At 71.9% G+C, this 16,595-nt stretch carries 10 protein-coding genes; 9 read left to right on the forward strand and 1 reads right to left on the reverse strand.

The window, feature by feature from the left end; genetic code table 11:
• Positions 1–13: 13 nt before the first annotated feature.
• The 8 genes from ACGFNN_RS30870 (at position 14) to lysA (ending at position 14,082) form a co-directional block, all read left to right on the forward strand.
• Positions 14–3,496: an amino acid adenylation domain-containing protein gene (locus ACGFNN_RS30870; RefSeq protein WP_393560880.1), complete on the forward strand. Its 3,483-nt coding sequence runs from the start codon at positions 14–16 to the stop codon at positions 3,494–3,496.
• Between the two features lie 84 nt (positions 3,497–3,580).
• The gene (locus tag ACGFNN_RS30875) at positions 3,581–7,792 is read left to right on the forward strand and encodes an amino acid adenylation domain-containing protein (protein WP_393560882.1); all 4,212 of its coding nucleotides are present in this window, start codon (positions 3,581–3,583) and stop codon (positions 7,790–7,792) included.
• The gene (locus ACGFNN_RS30880) at positions 7,789–8,196 is read left to right on the forward strand and encodes a cupin domain-containing protein (protein WP_393560884.1); all 408 of its coding nucleotides are present in this window, start codon (positions 7,789–7,791) and stop codon (positions 8,194–8,196) included. Before ACGFNN_RS30875 ends, ACGFNN_RS30880 begins: the two co-directional genes overlap by 4 nt.
• Positions 8,197–8,214: 18 nt before the next feature.
• Positions 8,215–9,567 (forward strand): lysine N(6)-hydroxylase/L-ornithine N(5)-oxygenase family protein, encoded by a 1,353-nt coding sequence (locus ACGFNN_RS30885; RefSeq protein ID WP_393560886.1) that lies wholly within the window; start codon positions 8,215–8,217, stop codon positions 9,565–9,567.
• A complete protein-coding gene (locus ACGFNN_RS30890; RefSeq protein WP_393560888.1) occupies positions 9,564–9,950 on the forward strand; it encodes a cupin domain-containing protein in 387 nt (128 codons plus the stop codon). The genes ACGFNN_RS30885 and ACGFNN_RS30890 overlap by 4 nt, the downstream gene beginning before the upstream one ends.
• Positions 9,947–11,467: a class I tRNA ligase family protein gene (locus tag ACGFNN_RS30895; RefSeq protein WP_393560890.1), complete on the forward strand. Its 1,521-nt coding sequence runs from the start codon at positions 9,947–9,949 to the stop codon at positions 11,465–11,467. Before ACGFNN_RS30890 ends, ACGFNN_RS30895 begins: the two co-directional genes overlap by 4 nt.
• Positions 11,468–11,518: 51 nt before the next feature.
• Positions 11,519–12,793 carry an acetyl-CoA carboxylase biotin carboxylase subunit family protein gene (locus ACGFNN_RS30900; RefSeq protein ID WP_393560892.1) on the forward strand — a complete coding sequence of 425 codons (1,275 nt, stop codon included), beginning with the start codon at positions 11,519–11,521 and terminating at the stop codon, positions 12,791–12,793.
• A gap of 2 nt (positions 12,794–12,795) precedes the next feature.
• Positions 12,796–14,082: a diaminopimelate decarboxylase gene (gene lysA / locus ACGFNN_RS30905; RefSeq protein WP_393560894.1), complete on the forward strand. Its 1,287-nt coding sequence runs from the start codon at positions 12,796–12,798 to the stop codon at positions 14,080–14,082.
• Positions 14,083–14,321: 239 nt separating this feature from the next.
• On the opposite strand, the gene ACGFNN_RS30910 is transcribed toward lysA, so the two are convergent.
• Positions 14,322–15,683, reverse strand: a complete 1,362-nt coding sequence (locus tag ACGFNN_RS30910) for a peptidase C39 family protein (RefSeq protein ID WP_393560896.1) — start codon at positions 15,681–15,683, stop codon at positions 14,322–14,324.
• A gap of 186 nt (positions 15,684–15,869) precedes the next feature.
• Here ACGFNN_RS30910 and ACGFNN_RS30915 point away from each other — a divergent pair, with 186 nt between their 5' ends.
• Positions 15,870–16,484 carry a uridine kinase gene (locus ACGFNN_RS30915; RefSeq protein ID WP_393560898.1) on the forward strand — a complete coding sequence of 205 codons (615 nt, stop codon included), beginning with the start codon at positions 15,870–15,872 and terminating at the stop codon, positions 16,482–16,484.
• The last annotated feature ends 111 nt before the right edge of the window (positions 16,485–16,595 follow it).

Here is a 16,595-nt window from a genome sequence, read left to right on the forward strand (position 1 = left end):
GTGGTGTCCACGCATGTCGTTCCTGCATGACCTGCTCACGGCGCAGGCCACGTCGGCCCCCACCGCCATCGCCTCCCTCCACGGGGACTCCTCGGCCTCCTACGCCCAGGTGGAAGCCGAGGCGGACCGGATCGCGGCGGCTCTCGTCGCCGAGGGCGTCCGTCCCGGCAGCCGTGTCGGTCTGCACATGTCCCGCTCCTCCGCCCTGCTCCCCGCCCTCTTCGGCGTGCTGCGCGCGGGCGGCGTCTGTGTTCCGGTCGACCCGGAGGACCCCGAGGAACGCCGCTCCACCATCCTGGAGTTCTCCGGCGCCGGACTCGTCCTCACCGAGCGCGCCCTGCTCGGGGGAGGCGCTCCCGACGGCGTCCGCCTCCTGGCCTTCGAGGACCTGCTCGACGGTGCGGCGCAGCCGCTCGCCGGGCCCGTCGAACTCGCGCCGGACGCACTGGCGTTCATCTTCTACACCTCCGGCTCCACCGGCACGCCCAAGGGCGTGATGCTCACCCACCGTGCCCTGCTCAGCGGCCAGCGGTGGCTCCAGCGCACCTTCCCGCTCCAGCCCGGGGACCGCCAGCTGCTGCGCACCACCCTCAGCATCACCAACCTGGTCCGCGAGGTCTTCTGGCCCGTGCTCTCGGGCGGCACCGTCGTCATCGTGCCGCCCGGCGACCACAAGGACCCCGACCGCCTGGTGGAGCTGATCAACAGCGGTTCGGTGACGACTCTCATGGTCGTGCCGGCGCTGCTCTCCGGCATCCTGGAGAACCCGGCGTTCGCCACCAACACCTCGCTGAAGTACGTCTTCTGCAGCAGCGACGTGATGCCCGGCGCCCTGCCCGAGAGGTACTTCGCCACCGGTCTCGGCGCACGGCTGTTCAACGTCTACGGCCTGACCGAAGCCCTCTACAGCACGTACTGGGAGTGCCTGCCGGGCGCCGAGTACGACGGCTTCGTCCCGGTCGGACACGCGGCGGAGCTCACGCCCCGGGTGCTCGGCGAGGACCTCTCCCCGGTCGCGCCGGGCGAGACGGGCGAGCTGTGCCTGGCCGGTGTGGGCATCGCGGAGGGCTACGACCGGCTGCCCGAGCTCACCGCGGCGAAGTTCGCCGAGACCGCCCAGGGCCGGGTGTTCCGGACCGGCGACCTCGCACGGCAGACCGAGGACGGCTGCCTGGAACTCCTCGGCCGGATGGACGACCAGGTCAAGATCGCGGGCTATCGGGTGGAGCTCGGCGAGGTCGAGGCCCGTCTCCTGGAGGTCCCCGGCGTCACCGGCGCCGTCGCCTCCGGCCTCCGCGGAGCCGGCGGGCACCAGCGTCTGGTCGCCCATCTCACCTGCACGGACGAACCGCCGACAGCAGCTCTGATCCGCGCCCGTCTCGCCGACCGGCTGCCGTACTACATGGTCCCGGCGGCCTTCACCGTCATCGACGAGATCCCGCTGACCCACAACGGCAAGGTGGACCGCCGCTCCCTGCACGAGCTGCGGGGCGCCCATCTGGAGCTGGCCGAGGAGTACACGGCGGCGCGCAACGAGCTCGAGAGCTATCTGTGCACGCTGTGGTCCGAGACCCTCGAACTGCCGGCCGTGGGCATCCACGACAACTTCTTCGCGCTGGGCGGGGATTCCATCCAGGGCTTCCTGATCAGTGCCAAGGCCAACCGCGAGGGCATCAGTCTGAGCGCCACCCAGGTCTTCGCCACCCCCACCGTCGCGGAGACCGCCGCCTTCATCGAGGAGCAGCGCCGGACACGGCCGGCTCTGACCGGGGCCTTCGACCCGGAGGCCTTCACGCTCACGGAGGCGGACCTGGCCGCGGTGCGCGCGGCCGCCGCCGACCCCGACGGGGTCGAGACGGTGTACCCGCTGACCGAGATGCAGAAGGGCATGCTCTTCCACTCGCTGCTCGACCCCGACTCCGGTGTGTACTTCGAGCAGTTCCTGTACGCCGTCGACGGCGAGGTCGACCTCGACGCCTACCACCAGGCGTGGCAGCAGGTCGTCGACCGGCACGAGATCCTGCGGGTCTGGATCGCCACCAAGGGGCTCTCCGAGCCGCTCCAGGCCGTGCAGAGGACGGCCGAGCTCGGCTGGACGGTACTGGACTGGTCCGGCCGGACCGAGGCGGAGCAGGCGGAGCTCCTGGAGCGGTACCTCGACGAGGACCGGCGCCGGGGGTTCGCGTACGACCGGGCGCCGCTGTTCAGACTGACCCTGGTCCGGCTCGGCGAGACCGCCTACAAGCTGGTGATGAGCTATCACCACCTGATCCTCGACGCCTGGTCGCTCTTCGTCCTGCTGCGCGACTCGCTGGAGATCTACCACTCGAAGCTGGAGGGGCGCCTGCCCGAACTCCGGCCCACGCGTTCCTTCGGTGACTACGTGGCCTTCCTGGAGCACGAGGACATCGCGGGAGCCCGCGGCTACTGGCTGGAACGGCTCGCCGGGTTCCGCCGTCCTACGGTGATCGGCCGGTCGGCGCAGCTCGGCCTCTCCGCCAGCTCGCAGGAGATGCACGCCGAGGCACGCCTCGACCTCGGCGAGGAACTGACCGAGCGCCTCCTTGCATTCGGCCGCGCCAACCAGCTGACCCTCAACTCCCTGGTGCAGGGCGCCTGGGCCGTGGTGGTCGGCGGCTGCAGCGCGCAGGACGACGTCTGCTTCGGCATCACCATCACCCACCGTCCGGTGGCGCTGGCCGGTGTCGAGGACATCGTGGGGATCTTCATCAACAGCCTCCCGATGCGGGTGGGCCTGGAGCGTGACCAGCCGATCGGCCGCTGGCTGCAGCAGATCCAGCGCACCCAGGTCGCGGCCCGCTCGCACGACCACTACCCGCTTCCGCTGATCCAGCAGCGCACCGACCTGCCGAGCGGCCAGCCCCTCTTCGAGTCCCTGCTGATCTTCGAGAACTTTCCCCGGGGCACCGGCTGGTCGGGGCGGGGCGGCGTCCATGTGCGTCAGGAACGCTACGTCGGCTGGACGAACTACCCGTTCGCCATCGAGGCGATGCCCGAGGAGCAGCTCTTCTTCCAGGTCAAGTACGACCTGGCGTTCTTCGACGCGGAGTCCGTGGACCGCATCCTCGGGGCGTTCCGCGGTGTCCTGGAGTCGATAGCCGACGGCGGTACGGAGCCGGTGGGCAAGCTCGCGGAGCACATCGCGGCCGGCGTGCCCGTTGAGGCGGCCGGACCGCCCGCCGGGAGCGCGGCCGCACCTGCACTGTTCCCCGCGCGCGGCACCGCCGCCACGGCCGGGGCGGGCACCGCACCGGGCACCGAGGACGAGATCGCACTGGCCAGGATCTGGGCCGAGGTGCTCCAGGTCGAGCAGGTCGACGTCCACGCGCCGTTCCTGGCGCTGGGCGGCAGTTCGCTGGCGGCCATGCGGCTCCTCGCTCTGGCCCAGGCGGAGGGCTTCGACTTCGAGCTGAGCGAGCTGTTCACGGAGGACGGCACCGTCCACCGGCTCGCGGCGGACGGGGCCGCGGGGTAGCCGACGCGCCCGGCGGGAGCGACGGGCTCCCGCCGGGCCGGGACCACAGGGCGAGACGTACGCAGGTCGGAAGGGGACGGCACGGTGGAGAACAGACGGTGGGGCACGGAGGAGCGGGGCGCTCTCGCGCTCCTCGGTGAGCTGGCCGAGCACGGCGTCTCGGTGCGGTCACGCCGTGGCCGGCTGTCGGTCGACGCCCCGCCGGACACCCCGGTGGAGCTGCTGCGCCGTCTCACCGCGGACGAGGGGCCGGTGCTCGACACGATCGCGGCCGGGACCGGCCTTCCCGGACCCCGCCTGCCCGCAGCGGGTGCGGAGGCCGGACCGGCGGCGGCTCCGGCCCCGTTCCCGGTGACCGATCTCCAGAGTGCCTACCAGGTCGGCGAGTCGGACTTCCCTCAGCTGGCCACACCCGCCTACATCGCGCACGGCTTCGAGGTCGCCGGCTTCGAGGCCGGGCGCTGGAGTACGGCGCTCCGCGCGGTCCTGGACCGCCACGAGATGCTGCGCTGCGCGGTCGACGCGGACGGGCTCCAGCGGGTCGTCCCGCTCGACGGCTCCTGGGAGCCCGCCCGGGTGGACTGGACCCACCTGGACGCCGCGGAGGCGCGTGCCGCGTTCCAGGAGGAGCGGGACACGGCGGCCGCGCACCTGCCCGCCCTCACCGACGGGCCCCAGGTGGGCTGCACCGTCTACTCGGCGCGGGACACGACGTTCGTCCTGCTGTGTCTGCGGCTGTTCGTCCTCGACGCCCGTTCGATCGGGCTGGTCTGCCGGGACCTCGCCGACGCCTACGAGGGACGGGAGTTCGAGGACCCGCCTGTGCCCGCCGGTCACTTCGCCCGGTACGTGGAGGCCCTCGGCACGCACCGGGACAGCCAGGCGTACCGCAACGCCGTCGCGCACTGGCAGCGGCGGTCGTCCGTGCTGCCCGGCCCTCCGGAGCTGCCCGCGCTCTCCCGCCCCGCCGAGGCCAGGTTCTCCCGGGTTCGGCACCGGCTGCCGGCCGGCACCTGGCAGCGGCTGCGCGAGCGGGCCCGCGGGGCGAGCCTCTCCGCGAACAGTGTGCTCTGCGCCGCCTACGCCGAGGTGCTGCGTCGCTGGTCGGGCCAGGCGTCCTTCTCCCTGACCGTCCTCGTCGCCACCCGCGGCATGCTGGCGGCGGAGCCGGAGGAGGGCCCGGCCCTGGCCGGCTGCGTGGGCAACTTCGGCAGCACACTGCTCCTTGAGTGCGACGGCGCCGGCGGCTCCTTCGCGGAGCGGGCCACCGCACTCCAGCGACGGCTGATGACGGACCTCCCGCACGCCTGGGTGTCCGGGGTCGAGGTGGCCCGCCGCGCGCGTCGCCACCACCCGGGCTCGGCGGTGGGCAGCCCGTACGTCTTCGCGTCGGGTCTCGACGACTCGACGGCCGGGGAGCTGCCCCCGCACCTGCGTGCCCGGGGCTGGGATCTGGTGTTCAAGTCGATGCACACCCCGCAGGTCCTCCTCGACCACCAGGTGTCCGAGGAGGACGGCGAGCTCGTCTGCACCTTCGACCATGTCGCCGAGGCGTTCCCCGAGGGCATGGCCCAGGAGCTGGCGGCGGCCCACGCCGACCTGCTGCGACGGCTCGCCGAGGAGGAGGAGCCCTGGTCGGCGCGGCACGTACCGCCGCTGCCCGAGGCCCTTTCGGCGGCCCGCAGGTCCGCCAACGCCACCGGCCGGACGTTCCCCGGCGGCGGGGTCCTGGACGGACTGCGCGAGGGTGCGTCCCGGACGCCGGAACGCGTCGCGTTCAACGGCGAGGAGGGGGAGATCACCTATCGCGAGGCTTCGGAGCGCGTCGCACGCACCGCGGGGGCACTCACCGCGTCCGGGTCGGCTCCCGGTGAGCTGATCGGTGTGCTGGCGCGCAAGAGCCCTGCCCAGTACCTCGCCGCCCTGTCGGTGATCGCCGCCGGAGGGGCCTACGTGCCCCTGGGCGCGGACTGGCCGCCCGCCCGCGTCGACGCGCTGCTCGCCCGGCACGGCATCGGCAGGGTGCTGGCTGACGCGGAGGGCGCGCGGCTCCTCGCGGAGCTCGGACGGCCGGTCACCACGCTGGACATCGGCGCCCCCGGTCCGTCAGGTGAATCGGGGCCGCTGCCGGTCCCCGCGCCCGACGAGCTCGCGTACGTCATCTTCACCTCGGGGTCGACCGGGGTCCCCAAGGGCGTCGCCATCCCGCACGGCGGTCTGCTCAACACCGTCCAGGACATGGTCGAACGCTTCGGCGTCGGGCCGGACGACCGGCTGCTGTCCCTCTCCGAACTGCACTTCGACCTCTCGGCGTTCGACCTGTTCGGCGGCCTGTGCGCCGGGGGCACCGTCGTGGTCCCGCCCTGCGGTTCACGGCCCGACCCCGACCTGTGGGCGGACTGGGTGCGGCGCAGCGGCGCCACGGTATGGAACACGGTTCCGGCGCTGCTCGAGATGCTGCTCGACCACCTCGGGGAGCGGGCCACCGACGTACTGGGCGGTCTGCGGCTGGTGCTGCTCAGCGGGGACTGGATCCCGCTGGGCCTGCCCGACCGTCTCCGGCGGGCCGCGCCGAAGGCCCAGGTGGTCGCCCTGGGCGGGGCGACCGAGGCGTCGATCTGGTCCAACTACCACGTGGTGGAACGGATCGACCCGTCGTGGAAGTCCGTGCCGTACGGTCTGCCGCTCGCCAACCAGCGCTACCACGTACTGGACCAGGACTTCGCGGACGTGCCGCACTGGGTGCCCGGAGAGCTGTTCATCGCGGGCGACGGCCTCGCCACGGCGTACTACGGACAGCCGGAACTCACCGCGGCCCGCTTCCCCCTCCATCCCCGCACCGGCGAACGTCTGTACCGAACCGGCGACCACGCCCGCTATCGTCCCGACGGCACCCTGGAGTTCCTCGGCCGGGTGGACAGCCAGGTCAAGGTACGTGGCTACCGGGTGGACCTGCTGGAGGTCGAGCAGCAGCTGACGGCGTGCCCCGGTGTATCGGCTGCCGCCTGCGCCGTCACGGGCAGCGGCGCCGACGGCAGGCTGGTCGCCTTCGTGGTGCCCGGTCCGGCGGACGCGGAGGGCGCGGAGGACGTCACGCTCCTCGATCCCGTGGCGCTGCGTGCCGGGCTCGGTGCCGCTCTTCCCTCGTACGCGGTGCCCAGCGTCTTCCACACCGTTGCCGCACTGCCGTTGACCGCGAACGGCAAGCGGGACGCACGGGCGCTGCTCGCCCTCGCCGAGGAACAGGCCGTGCGCTGCGGGGATTCCGGTGTGACGGCCGGCCGTCCTCCGAGCACCGAGAGGGAGGCGGCGCTGGCGCGGCTGTGGCGGGAGGTCTGCGGGACGTCCGTCCGCTCGGTCGACGACGACTTCTTCGCCGTCGGCGGCAGTTCCGTCTCCGCCGTGCGCCTGGTCCGCCGGATCAGGGAGGAGTTCGGCGTGCGGCTGGCGCCGTCCAGCCTGTTCGAGGCGAGCACGATCGCCGGCCAGTGCGCCCTTCTCGACCAGCGGGTCGACGGGCTCCTCGTCCCGGTCCGGCCGACGGGCGGGCCGGTGGTCGTACTGGTCCACCCGGTGGGCGGACACCTCCTCGGCTACCGCGCCGTGATCGACGCGCTGCCCGACTCGTACGCCGTCTACGGCCTCCAGTCGCCTGCGGAGCACGAACTGCCCGACAGCCTGGCCGGTCTGGCGGCCGAGTACGCGACCGCGCTCGCGGCACTGGGCAGGCCGGTGCACCTGCTGGGCTGGTCGATGGGCGGCGTCCTCGCGGCGGAGACGGCGCGCCGCACGGACCTCGTGCACGTCCGGTCGCTGACCCTGGTGGACAGCTTCGTCGCCGCCGGCGGCGCGGTGGAGGACTTCGACGAGTCGGCAGCCGCCGTGGGCTTCTTCACCGACCACCTGGGGCAGGGCGACGGCGGCGAGGTGACGATCACCGTGCCCTCCGGCCACCCGGACCCGTTCGGTCACCTCGCAGCGGTCCACCTCCCGGACGAGGCGCCGGAGGCCCTGCGCGACCTGTACGGCCAGTACCGCGCCCTGTACCGGCTGCTGCTCGCCCACCGGCCGGAACCGCTTCCGGGGGACTGCCCGCTCCTCCTGGTGACGGCCGAGCGGCAACGCCCCGACGCCTTCCGGGGCCTGGCTCCGCTCCATCTGCATCCGGGCGCCCTCGTCCCGTCCGAAGCGGCCGTCCGGCCGCTGCCCGAATCGCACTACTCGGTGGTCCGCGGGGCCGCCGCCGGGCTCGTCGCGGAACTCCTCCGCACCCAGATATCGAAGGGATCGGCATGACCAGCAGAACGATCAAGGACATCGTGGTCTTCGGTGAGTCCGAGCCGGAGAACGTACGGAACGTCAAGAAGGGTCCCGACCGCTGGATCTCCGGGGAGCTGGCGATCACCAACACCCTGCACTTCTCCAGCTCCGACGGCGCCTTCACCTCGGGCATCTGGGAGAGCACACCGGGGAAGTTCCGCGCGGTGTACGAGGAGGACGAGTTCTACCACATGCTCCACGGACGGGTGATCATCGCCGACGACGAGGGCAACGCCCGCACGTTCGTCCCCGGCGACACCATCGTCGTCCCCGCCGGGTTCACCGGCACCTGGGAGGTCCTGGAGCCGACCAAGAAGTTCTACGCCCACTACCGGCCGGCCGAGGCCGGCCAGGCCGGCCCCGCCGTGCAGGCCGGCTGACCCGTGGAGGCGGATCGCATGACCAGCGCCTCCCCCGGGCACGCGCACCACCGGCTCCTGGGCATCGGCTTCGGCCCGTCGCACCTGTCCATGAGCGCGCTCCACGCGTCGGCCGGAACGGCCGTACCCGGGAACGGACTTCACTTCCTGGAGTCCAGGGACGCCTTCTCCTGGCACCCGGACATGCTGCTGCCCGGCGCCCGGATGCAGGTCGCCTTCCTGAAGGACCTGGTGACCCCCCGGGACCCGACCAGTCCGTACAGCTTCGTCAACTACCTGGTGTCCAAGGGCAGGCTGGAGTCGTTCCTGAACCTGGGCACGCTCAACCCGACCCGCCGGGAGTACGTGGACTACTTCCGCTGGGCGGCCGGGCGGCTCGCCCCGTACGTCACGTACGGCAGCACGGCCGAGCGGATCCGCCCGGTGACCGGGCCGGACGGGGAGGTCACCCGCCTGGAGGTGGACCATCGCGGGCCGGACGGCGTACGGCACACCGTCTCGGCCGAGCACGTCTCCCTGGCGCCGGGCGGCACACCGGTCGTCCCGCCCGGGGTCGATCCGCTCGCCCTGGAGGGCGGAAGCGTCTTCCACAGCAGTTCCTTCCTCGGCCGCATCAGCTCCTTCCACGACCGCGGCCGTGAACTCCCCTACCGCTTCCTGGTGGTGGGAGCCGGACAGAGTGCCGCAGAGATCTTCAGGTATCTCGCGGGCGAGTTCCCCGCGGCCGAAGTGACGCTGGCGCACCGCGGCTTCGCCCTGATGCCGGCCAACAGCAGCGCGCTGGCCAACGCCATCTTCGACCCGGCCTCGGTCGACCTGTTCCACGGTGCCGATCCCGGGCGCCGCCGCGCCATCCTCGACGACCTCAGGGCCACCAACTACGCGGCCGTCGACGACGAGGACATCACGGCCGTCGCCGAACTCCTCTACGACCAGCGGGTGCACGGGGGTGACCGGCTGCGGCTCCGCAGGTTCACGGAGCTTGCCGGTGCCCACGCGGAGGACGGGCTCGCCGCGGCGACACTGCGCGACCTCCTCTCCGGCGAGGCGCGCACCGGGCGCTACGACGCGGTCGTGCTGGCCACCGGCTACGACTTCCGTGAGGCTCGCGGCCTGTTGACGGGGCTCGACCCGTATCTGCTGCGTGACGGGGACGGCGAGCTGCTCGTCGACCGTGACTACGCGGTGCGGACGGCCGAGGGCTTCGCCCCGCGGGTCTTCCTGCACGGCGCCGCCGAGCACACCCACGGCCTGACCAGCACCCTGCTGTCCCTGCTCGCCCACCGCGCCGGGGACATCCTCGACGCGGTGCTGGACAACCCTGTTCGTCCCATCCCTTCCGCCCCTCTTCTCGAAGGAGTCCACGCGTGAGCGGCATCCAGATCCAGCGGCGGCACGAAGCCGTCACCGAGGACGAGTACGGCTGCGCGTTCCGGCGCATCCTGCCCTGGGGGTCCAACGGTCCCTCGGACACCGGAATGGGCGTCTGTACGGTCGCGCCCGGCGCGGTGACCACCCCCCACTCCCACGAGGACCATGAGCAGTTCTACGTGGTCCGAGGCAGCGGCCGCGTCGAGGTGGACGGGACCCGCACCGACATCGCGGCGGGTGACGCCCTGGTGGTGGGCTCCCACCGGACGCACCACTTCGAGAACGGCTCGGACACCGAGGAGCTGGAACTCGTGTCGGTGTGGTCCCTCGGCCCGCTCGGCGGGAAGCCCGAGCTGGCCGGAGGCCCGGAGGAGGGCCGATGACGACTGAACCACGCCGTTTCCTGGTCACCGCCACTCCCCCGACCACCAACGGCGATCTCCACGTGGGCCACCTCTCCGGGCCGTACCTGGGCGCGGACGTCTTCAGCCGCGCCCAGCGGATGGCGGGGCACACCGCCCTGTACGCCTCCGGGGGCGACGACCACCAGACCTATGTGGTCACCACGGCGCAGCGCCTGGGCGTCGACCCGGTCGAGCTGGCCGCGCGGTGCAACGACGAGATCACCGGGACACTGGAACTCGCCGACGTCGCCATCGACGCGTTCACCCGCCCCGACGACGCCTACCGGGAGGAGATCCGTGAGTTCTTCGCGGGGCTGTACCGGGCGGGCGGGCTGGTGCCGCGCACCTGGACGTTCCCGTACTGCGCCGAGACGGGGCGCTACCTCCTGGAGGCCTTCGCCACCGGTTTCTGCCCCGAGTGCCTGGCCGGCACCTGCGGCGCGATCTGTGAGAACTGCGGCCACCCGAACGACGCCGGTTCGCTGCTCTTCCCCGAGAGCACCGGTGCCGGGGAGGGCTCCGCGAAGGAGCCGCGCGAGGTGGAGATCCTGGTCCTTCCCCTCGAGGACTACCGGGAGCGGTTCACGGAGTTCTATCGCAGGCGGCGTTCGACGATGCGCCCGCACGTGCTGCGCTTCGTGGACGAGATGCTCTCCCGCCCGCTGCCCGACTTCCCGGTCAGCTATCCGGCCGACTGGGGGATCCCCGTGGGGATCGAGGGTTTCGAGGGGCAGGTGATCAACGTCTGGGCCGAGATGCTGCCGGGACTGCGGCACATGGCCGAGGCGGCCAGGGCCGATCGGACACCGGAGACGCCTGCCGGTGTGTGGGACAAAGGGTCCGGCTTCGAACTCGTGCAGTTCCTCGGCTACGACAACACGTTCTACTTCTCGTTCGCCCATCTCGGACTGGCGTTCGCTCACGGAGGCCTGATCGAGCCGACGGCCATCGTGACCAACGAGTTCTACCACCTCGACGGGGCCAAGTTCTCCACCAGCCGGCGCCACCTGATCTGGGCCCGGGACCTGGTGGGCAAGTACGGTCCGGACAACGTGCGCTTCCACCTCGCCCTGGGTAACCCGGAGCACCAGCCGGCCGACTTCACGGAGGCCGGCTTCCTGGAGACCGTACGCACCCGGCTGCACGAGCCGCTCCGGAGGATCACCGCGGAGCTGGCCGCGTACACCGGTCGGCCGGTCGCCGCGGGACCCGGCACCGAGGCTCTCCTGGACCGCTACCGGGACCGGATGCGTCGGGCGTACACGCTGGAGACGTTCTCGATGCGTCTGGCGGCGGAGACGACGGCCAACCTGCTCGTGCTGCTCGCGGCCAGGGCGTCCGATGATCCCGGGCTCGCCACCGCCGGACTGCGCGTCCTCGCCGCCCAGGCCTCGCCGCTGGTGCCCGGACTGGCGTCCACGATCGAGGACCGGTACGAGGATGCCGCTCCGGGCTGCGTCCCGGATCTGTCCGGCCTCATCGCCGTAACCTTCTGAGCGGCCTCCCCACCGCTCGTCCGCCCCCTCAACCGACCGCAAGGCAGAACCATGCACATCGCGTTCGTCGACTCGAACCCCGCAGCACTCGAAGCGATCAGGCTGGCCAAGGAAGCCGGCCACCGGGTCACCTACCTCCAGTCCGCCGAGCCGTTCTACCCGCCCACCGAGAAGAACCTGCGGATCGTCGGTTCCGTGGACCACCTGGTCGACGGGCTGGTGACGACCGACGCCGGGACCGTCACCCGGGTGCTCGCGGAGCGCCACGCCGTGGACCCCATCGACGTCGTCACCGGCCAACTCGAGCTGAGCGCCGAGGCCGTGGCGATCGCCTGCCGGGAGCTCGGACTCCGGGGCACGGACACCGACGCCGTCCTGACCGCCCGCCGCAAGGACCGCTGCCGGGCGGCCCTGGAGAAGGCCGGACTCGCCTCCGCGCGGTACGCCCTGGCCGGGACCGAGGAGGAGGTGCTGGCCGCGGCCGAGGAGATCGGCTACCCGGTGATCCTCAAGCCGCCGTCGGGCGCGGACAGCCTGCTCTCCTGCGTGGCCACGAACGCCGACGAGGCGGCGGCCGGCTGCCGTGCCGTGCTCACCGGCCTGGACGCCGTACCCGCGCAGTGGCACGAGCAGTTCACCCGCGGGGTCCTCGTCGAGGAGTACCTGGTGGGCACACTGGTCTCGGTCGAACTGGGCGCGAGGGACGGAGAGTTCTTCCCGTTCGCCGTCTCCGGCCGGTTCCGCTGGGCCGAGGACGAGGTGGTGGAGCTCGGTTCGTACATCCCCGCGAACCTCCCCGGCGACGGGACCGCCGCCTGCGTCGCGTACGCCGTCGACGTCTGCCGGGCGATCGGCCTGGACCTGGGCGTCTTCCACCTGGAGATCATGGTCACCGAGCGCGGACCGGTCCTGGTGGAGGTCAACCCCCGTGTGATGGGCGGCGCGCTGCCCACGATCTACCGTCACGCCACCGGCACGGACATCTTCTCCGGCCTGCTGAGCATCCTGGAGCCCGGAGCCGAAGTGGTGCGTCCGGGGGCGCTCGACGGCTGCGTCGGCGGGCGCAAGGTGATGGCCCGCGACGGTGGCACCCTCGCGGCCGGTGCCGCCCTGGAGTGGATCGCCGACGAGCCGGGGGTCCTGGAGGTCGTCGGCTTCGACAGCTACGGCACCGGGCCCGGCCAACGGGTCTCCGCGGGGCAGATCGTGGCCCGTTTCATGCTGCGCGGCCCGGACCATCCGTCCGTGGTACGGACGGCCGAGCGGATCCTGCGCCGTTTGGAAGAGGATCTGGGCGTAGCCCTGATGATCGGTGAGAAGGACTGACCATGACCGCTGTTTCCTCCTCTTCCCACGCCGCCCCGCCTCTTCCCGGCGCCCTCGACGGGCCGCGGCTCGCCGACGCGGCCGCGGAGTACGGCACCCCCCTGTGGGCGTACGACGCCGGGACGATCCGCGCGCAGATCGCCCGGCTGCGCCGCTTCGACGTCATCCGCTTCGCCCAGAAGGCGTGCTCGAACCTGCACATCCTGCGTCTGATGCGCGAGGAGGGCGTGCTGGTCGACGCGGTCTCGGAAGGGGAGATCGAGCGGGCCCTGGCGGCCGGGTACCAGGTCGAGGGAGCCGACGAGCCGATCGTCTTCACCGCCGACCTGCTGAACCGCTCCACGCTTCGCCGGGTCGTCGAGCTGGGCATCCCGGTCAACGCCGGGTCCCCGCAGATGCTCGACCAGGTGGGCGCGGCCTCCCCGGGGCACCCGGTGTGGATCAGGGTGAACCCCGGCTTCGGGCACGGTCACAGCCGCAAGACCAACACCGGTGGCGAGCAGAGCAAGCACGGCATCTGGCACGAGCACCTGGAGGAGAGCCTCGCGCTGGTCGACCGGCACGGGCTCGACCTCGTCGGCCTGCACATGCACATCGGCTCGGGGGTGGACTACGGCCACCTGGAGTCGGTCTGCGAAACCATGGTCAAGCAGGTCAGGATGGCCGGGCGGGACATCCGGGCCATCTCGGCCGGAGGTGGCCTCTCCGTACCGTACGGGCCGGGCGACCCGGAGATCGACACCGACCGCTACTTCGAGCTCTGGGATTCGGCCCGCCGGGAGCTCGTCTCCGAACTCGGCCACCCGGTCCGTCTGGAGATCGAGCCCGGACGCTTCCTGGTGGCGGGCTCGGGCGTGCTGGCCGCCGAGGTCCGCGCGCAGAAGCCGGTGGGCAGCAACTACTTCGTGCTGGTCGACGCCGGGTTCAACGACCTGATGCGGCCAGCCATGTACGGCAGCACCCATCGTGTCTCGGTCCTCGGCCCGGACGGCGCACTCTGCGACCGGGACGCCCGCGACACGGTCCTGGCCGGTCCTCTCTGCGAGTCGGGAGACGTCTTCACGCAGATCGAGGGAGGCGATGTCGAGCCGGTGCCGCTGCCCCGCACCGAGGTAGGCGATCTCGTCGTGTTCCACGACACCGGCGCGTACGGCGCGAGCATGTCGTCCAACTACAACTCCAGGCCGCTCATCCCCGAGGTCCTGGTCGACGGGGACGAGACCAGGTTGATCCGCCGCCGCCAGACGGTGGCGGAGCTGTTGGCGCCGGAGCTCGAAACCGCCTCCTGAGGCGGGGACCCGCGAAGGTCCGGCGCGACGCCGCAGCGGCGCGCCGGACCCCGTGCCATGACGGCCCCTTGCTTCGGCTTCCGGCCGGCGCGTGCCCGGGACCGGCCGCCGCCGTCAGGCCCCCTACCGGCTCGGACGTCGTCCGGTCGAGGTCACGGTGGATTGGTGCGGCCGCCTCGGGCGGGACGGACGGGAGCCCCGCCTTCGGATCCTGGTGGCGGGGACGAGGGCACCCGTGCTCACAGCAGGCCGAGCGACCGGAGTACGCGCCGCTGACGGTAGGTCGGTGCGGCCGGCCAGTAGATGTAGCAGACCCCGCCGGTCCCGCTCCTGACCTTGCCCGTCGCGTCGTACCTCTTCGTCCTCAGCCAGATGTTCGACCATTCGCTCCGCTTGTACACCCGGCGTACCGCCTCGTCGGACGGCGATGCCGGGTCGTTGGCGATGATGTCGCCGTCCGCGGTGAAGCCGATGACCGTCATCAGATGGCCGGAGGTGCCGTAGCCGGCCCCCGTCAGCTCCTCCTTCAGGAAGGACTGTGACGTTATGACCGGGATTCCCGCGTCGACCAGCGCCTCCAGGTCGGCCATGGATCCGAGCCGCGTGACGGCCGCGTGCATGTCCTTGTACGTCGCCGCGTAGGCCGCGTTGAAGGGCCAGTTGCCGCAGCCGTCGTACTGCCAGTCGAAGGTGTGGCGGGCCGCGTGGCAGACCTGTGGGTCCACGAGGCCCGGCTTCACCCAGGCGAGGTCCTCGGCTGTGGGCTTACGGCCCCAGTACTCGATGATCATCTGCGAGGAGGTGGGACTGCACCACGCCTCGCCGCCGTTGTCGTACTCGGGGTACTGCCCGACGTGGACGTTCTGCGAGTAGCGGGGCACCGCGAGTTCCCGTACGACCCCCGGGGTGGTGGCGGGCACGGTGAAGCGGTCGGGGACGTCCGATGCCATGGCGCCCAGCCGGTGGACGGTGGGCGTCAGGCGGGTACCCGGGGTCCGGTAGAGGGTGAGGCGCAGGCGGTAGGACTTCAGGCGCAGGCCGCTCGCCGCGTCGTCCACCGAGAAGGTGTCCGTCCAGACGGTGCTCCTGCCGTCCGTCTGATCGTCCACGGAGGTACGGCGGATGTCGGTGTCCCCGGATGCCCAGCGGCCCATGACGTACCAGGGGGTGTCCGTCCCGTCGGAGTACGTGCCGAGCAGTTCGATCTGGATCCAGGTGCCCTCCGGTGTGTGTGCGTTCCAGGAGGCGATCACCTCGGTGGCGGGTACCGCGGAGCGGTGGACCGGGGAGGTCCAGGTCGCGTACTCCCACGTCCTGGTGGTACCCGTGTGCGGGTCGGTGTAGTCGGTGCTGCCGGCGGGCGTCGCGAGGACGAGGCCCGGCCGGAGCCCGGCGACGGCGCGGGTGCCGGACGCGGAGCCGCACCGCCAGTCGGTGTAGCTGCTCCAGAAGCTGTTGTCCACGAGCGAGGATGCCGCCGGGGGTGAGGAGGTACGGATAGGGGCGGCGCCCGCCTGGCCGGCGGTGGCCACGGCGCCTGCCCCCGCCGCTGCCGCGAGCGCGGCGGTGAGCACGGTCCTGCGTGAAGTCGGTCTGGTCATGGGCGAGACCCCCGGTCGTCGGGCGGATTGGGGCTACGGGTGCCGATCGGTGCGCCAACTATCGCCGGTCGAGGCCGGATCCGGCCAGTGATTCTTCCCGTGCCGCAGAACCAATATTGGTCTGGTCCACTGGCGTGACCTGCGGGGAACCCGAACGGCCGCGCCCGGCTGGCATAGGGTGGGCGCATGGACGACCTTATGGACCGAGCACGGAGACTGCGGTCCCTGGAACCGTCCTGCGGGCCGGTCAGGCTCATCGCCGTCGACGGCCACGCGGGGTCCGGGAAGAGCACCTTCACGGGACGTCTGGCCGCGAACCTGGGGGGCGCTCCCGTGCTCGCGCTGGACGACCTGGCCACCCATGAGGAACTCTTCACCTGGACGGGCCGGCTCCGGGAGCAGGTGCTGGAACCGCTCTCCCGCGGGGAGCCGGCGCGCTACGCCCCGTACGACTGGACGGCCCGGGTGTTCGGGCCGCCGAGGACCGTGCCACCCGCCCCGGTGATGCTGATCGAAGGGGTCGGCGCGGGCCGTGCCGCGGTGCGGCCGTTCCTGGCGGCCCTGCTCTGGATCGAGGGGGACAGCGAGGCGTCCTGGGCGCGGGGACGCCGCCGTGACGGACCGGAGCTCTCGGACTTCTGGGACGGGTGGACCGTCGCGGAGCGACGGCATTTCGCCGAGGATCCTTCCCGGCCGTTCGCCGATGCGGTGATTCGCCTGGTGCCCACGGGTTACGAGTGGCTGGAAGGGCCCCGTTCGGCTGCGGGAACGGGTCGCTTCATCACTGAACGTGAGACCTGACGCCGCTGGTACCGGCCGGTGGCCGGCCACGGGGAATCACCGCCCCGACTGCCCCCAACTCGTCTTGACCGAGCGGCCGTACAGGTTCTACGGTCTCAACGTGCGGCTTTC

The sequence above is a fragment of the Streptomyces sp. NPDC048590 genome (genome assembly GCF_043199535.1).
Classification (GTDB): Bacteria; Actinomycetota; Actinomycetes; order Streptomycetales; family Streptomycetaceae; genus Streptomyces.

Excerpts from the sequence above, each read along its gene's own strand:
- ACGFNN_RS30870 (WP_393560880.1), top strand. The coding sequence starts at position 14 with ATGTCGTTCCTGCATGACCTGCTCACGGCGCAGGCCACGTCGGCCCCC.
- ACGFNN_RS30910 (WP_393560896.1), bottom strand. The coding sequence starts at position 15,683 with ATGACCAGACCGACTTCACGCAGGACCGTGCTCACCGCCGCGCTCGCG.
- ACGFNN_RS30900 (WP_393560892.1), top strand. The coding sequence starts at position 11,519 with ATGCACATCGCGTTCGTCGACTCGAACCCCGCAGCACTCGAAGCGATC.
- lysA (WP_393560894.1), top strand. The coding sequence starts at position 12,796 with ATGACCGCTGTTTCCTCCTCTTCCCACGCCGCCCCGCCTCTTCCCGGC.
- ACGFNN_RS30880 (WP_393560884.1), top strand. The coding sequence starts at position 7,789 with ATGACCAGCAGAACGATCAAGGACATCGTGGTCTTCGGTGAGTCCGAG.
- ACGFNN_RS30915 (WP_393560898.1), top strand. The coding sequence starts at position 15,870 with ATGGACGACCTTATGGACCGAGCACGGAGACTGCGGTCCCTGGAACCG.
- ACGFNN_RS30885 (WP_393560886.1), top strand. The coding sequence starts at position 8,215 with ATGACCAGCGCCTCCCCCGGGCACGCGCACCACCGGCTCCTGGGCATC.
- ACGFNN_RS30895 (WP_393560890.1), top strand. The coding sequence starts at position 9,947 with ATGACGACTGAACCACGCCGTTTCCTGGTCACCGCCACTCCCCCGACC.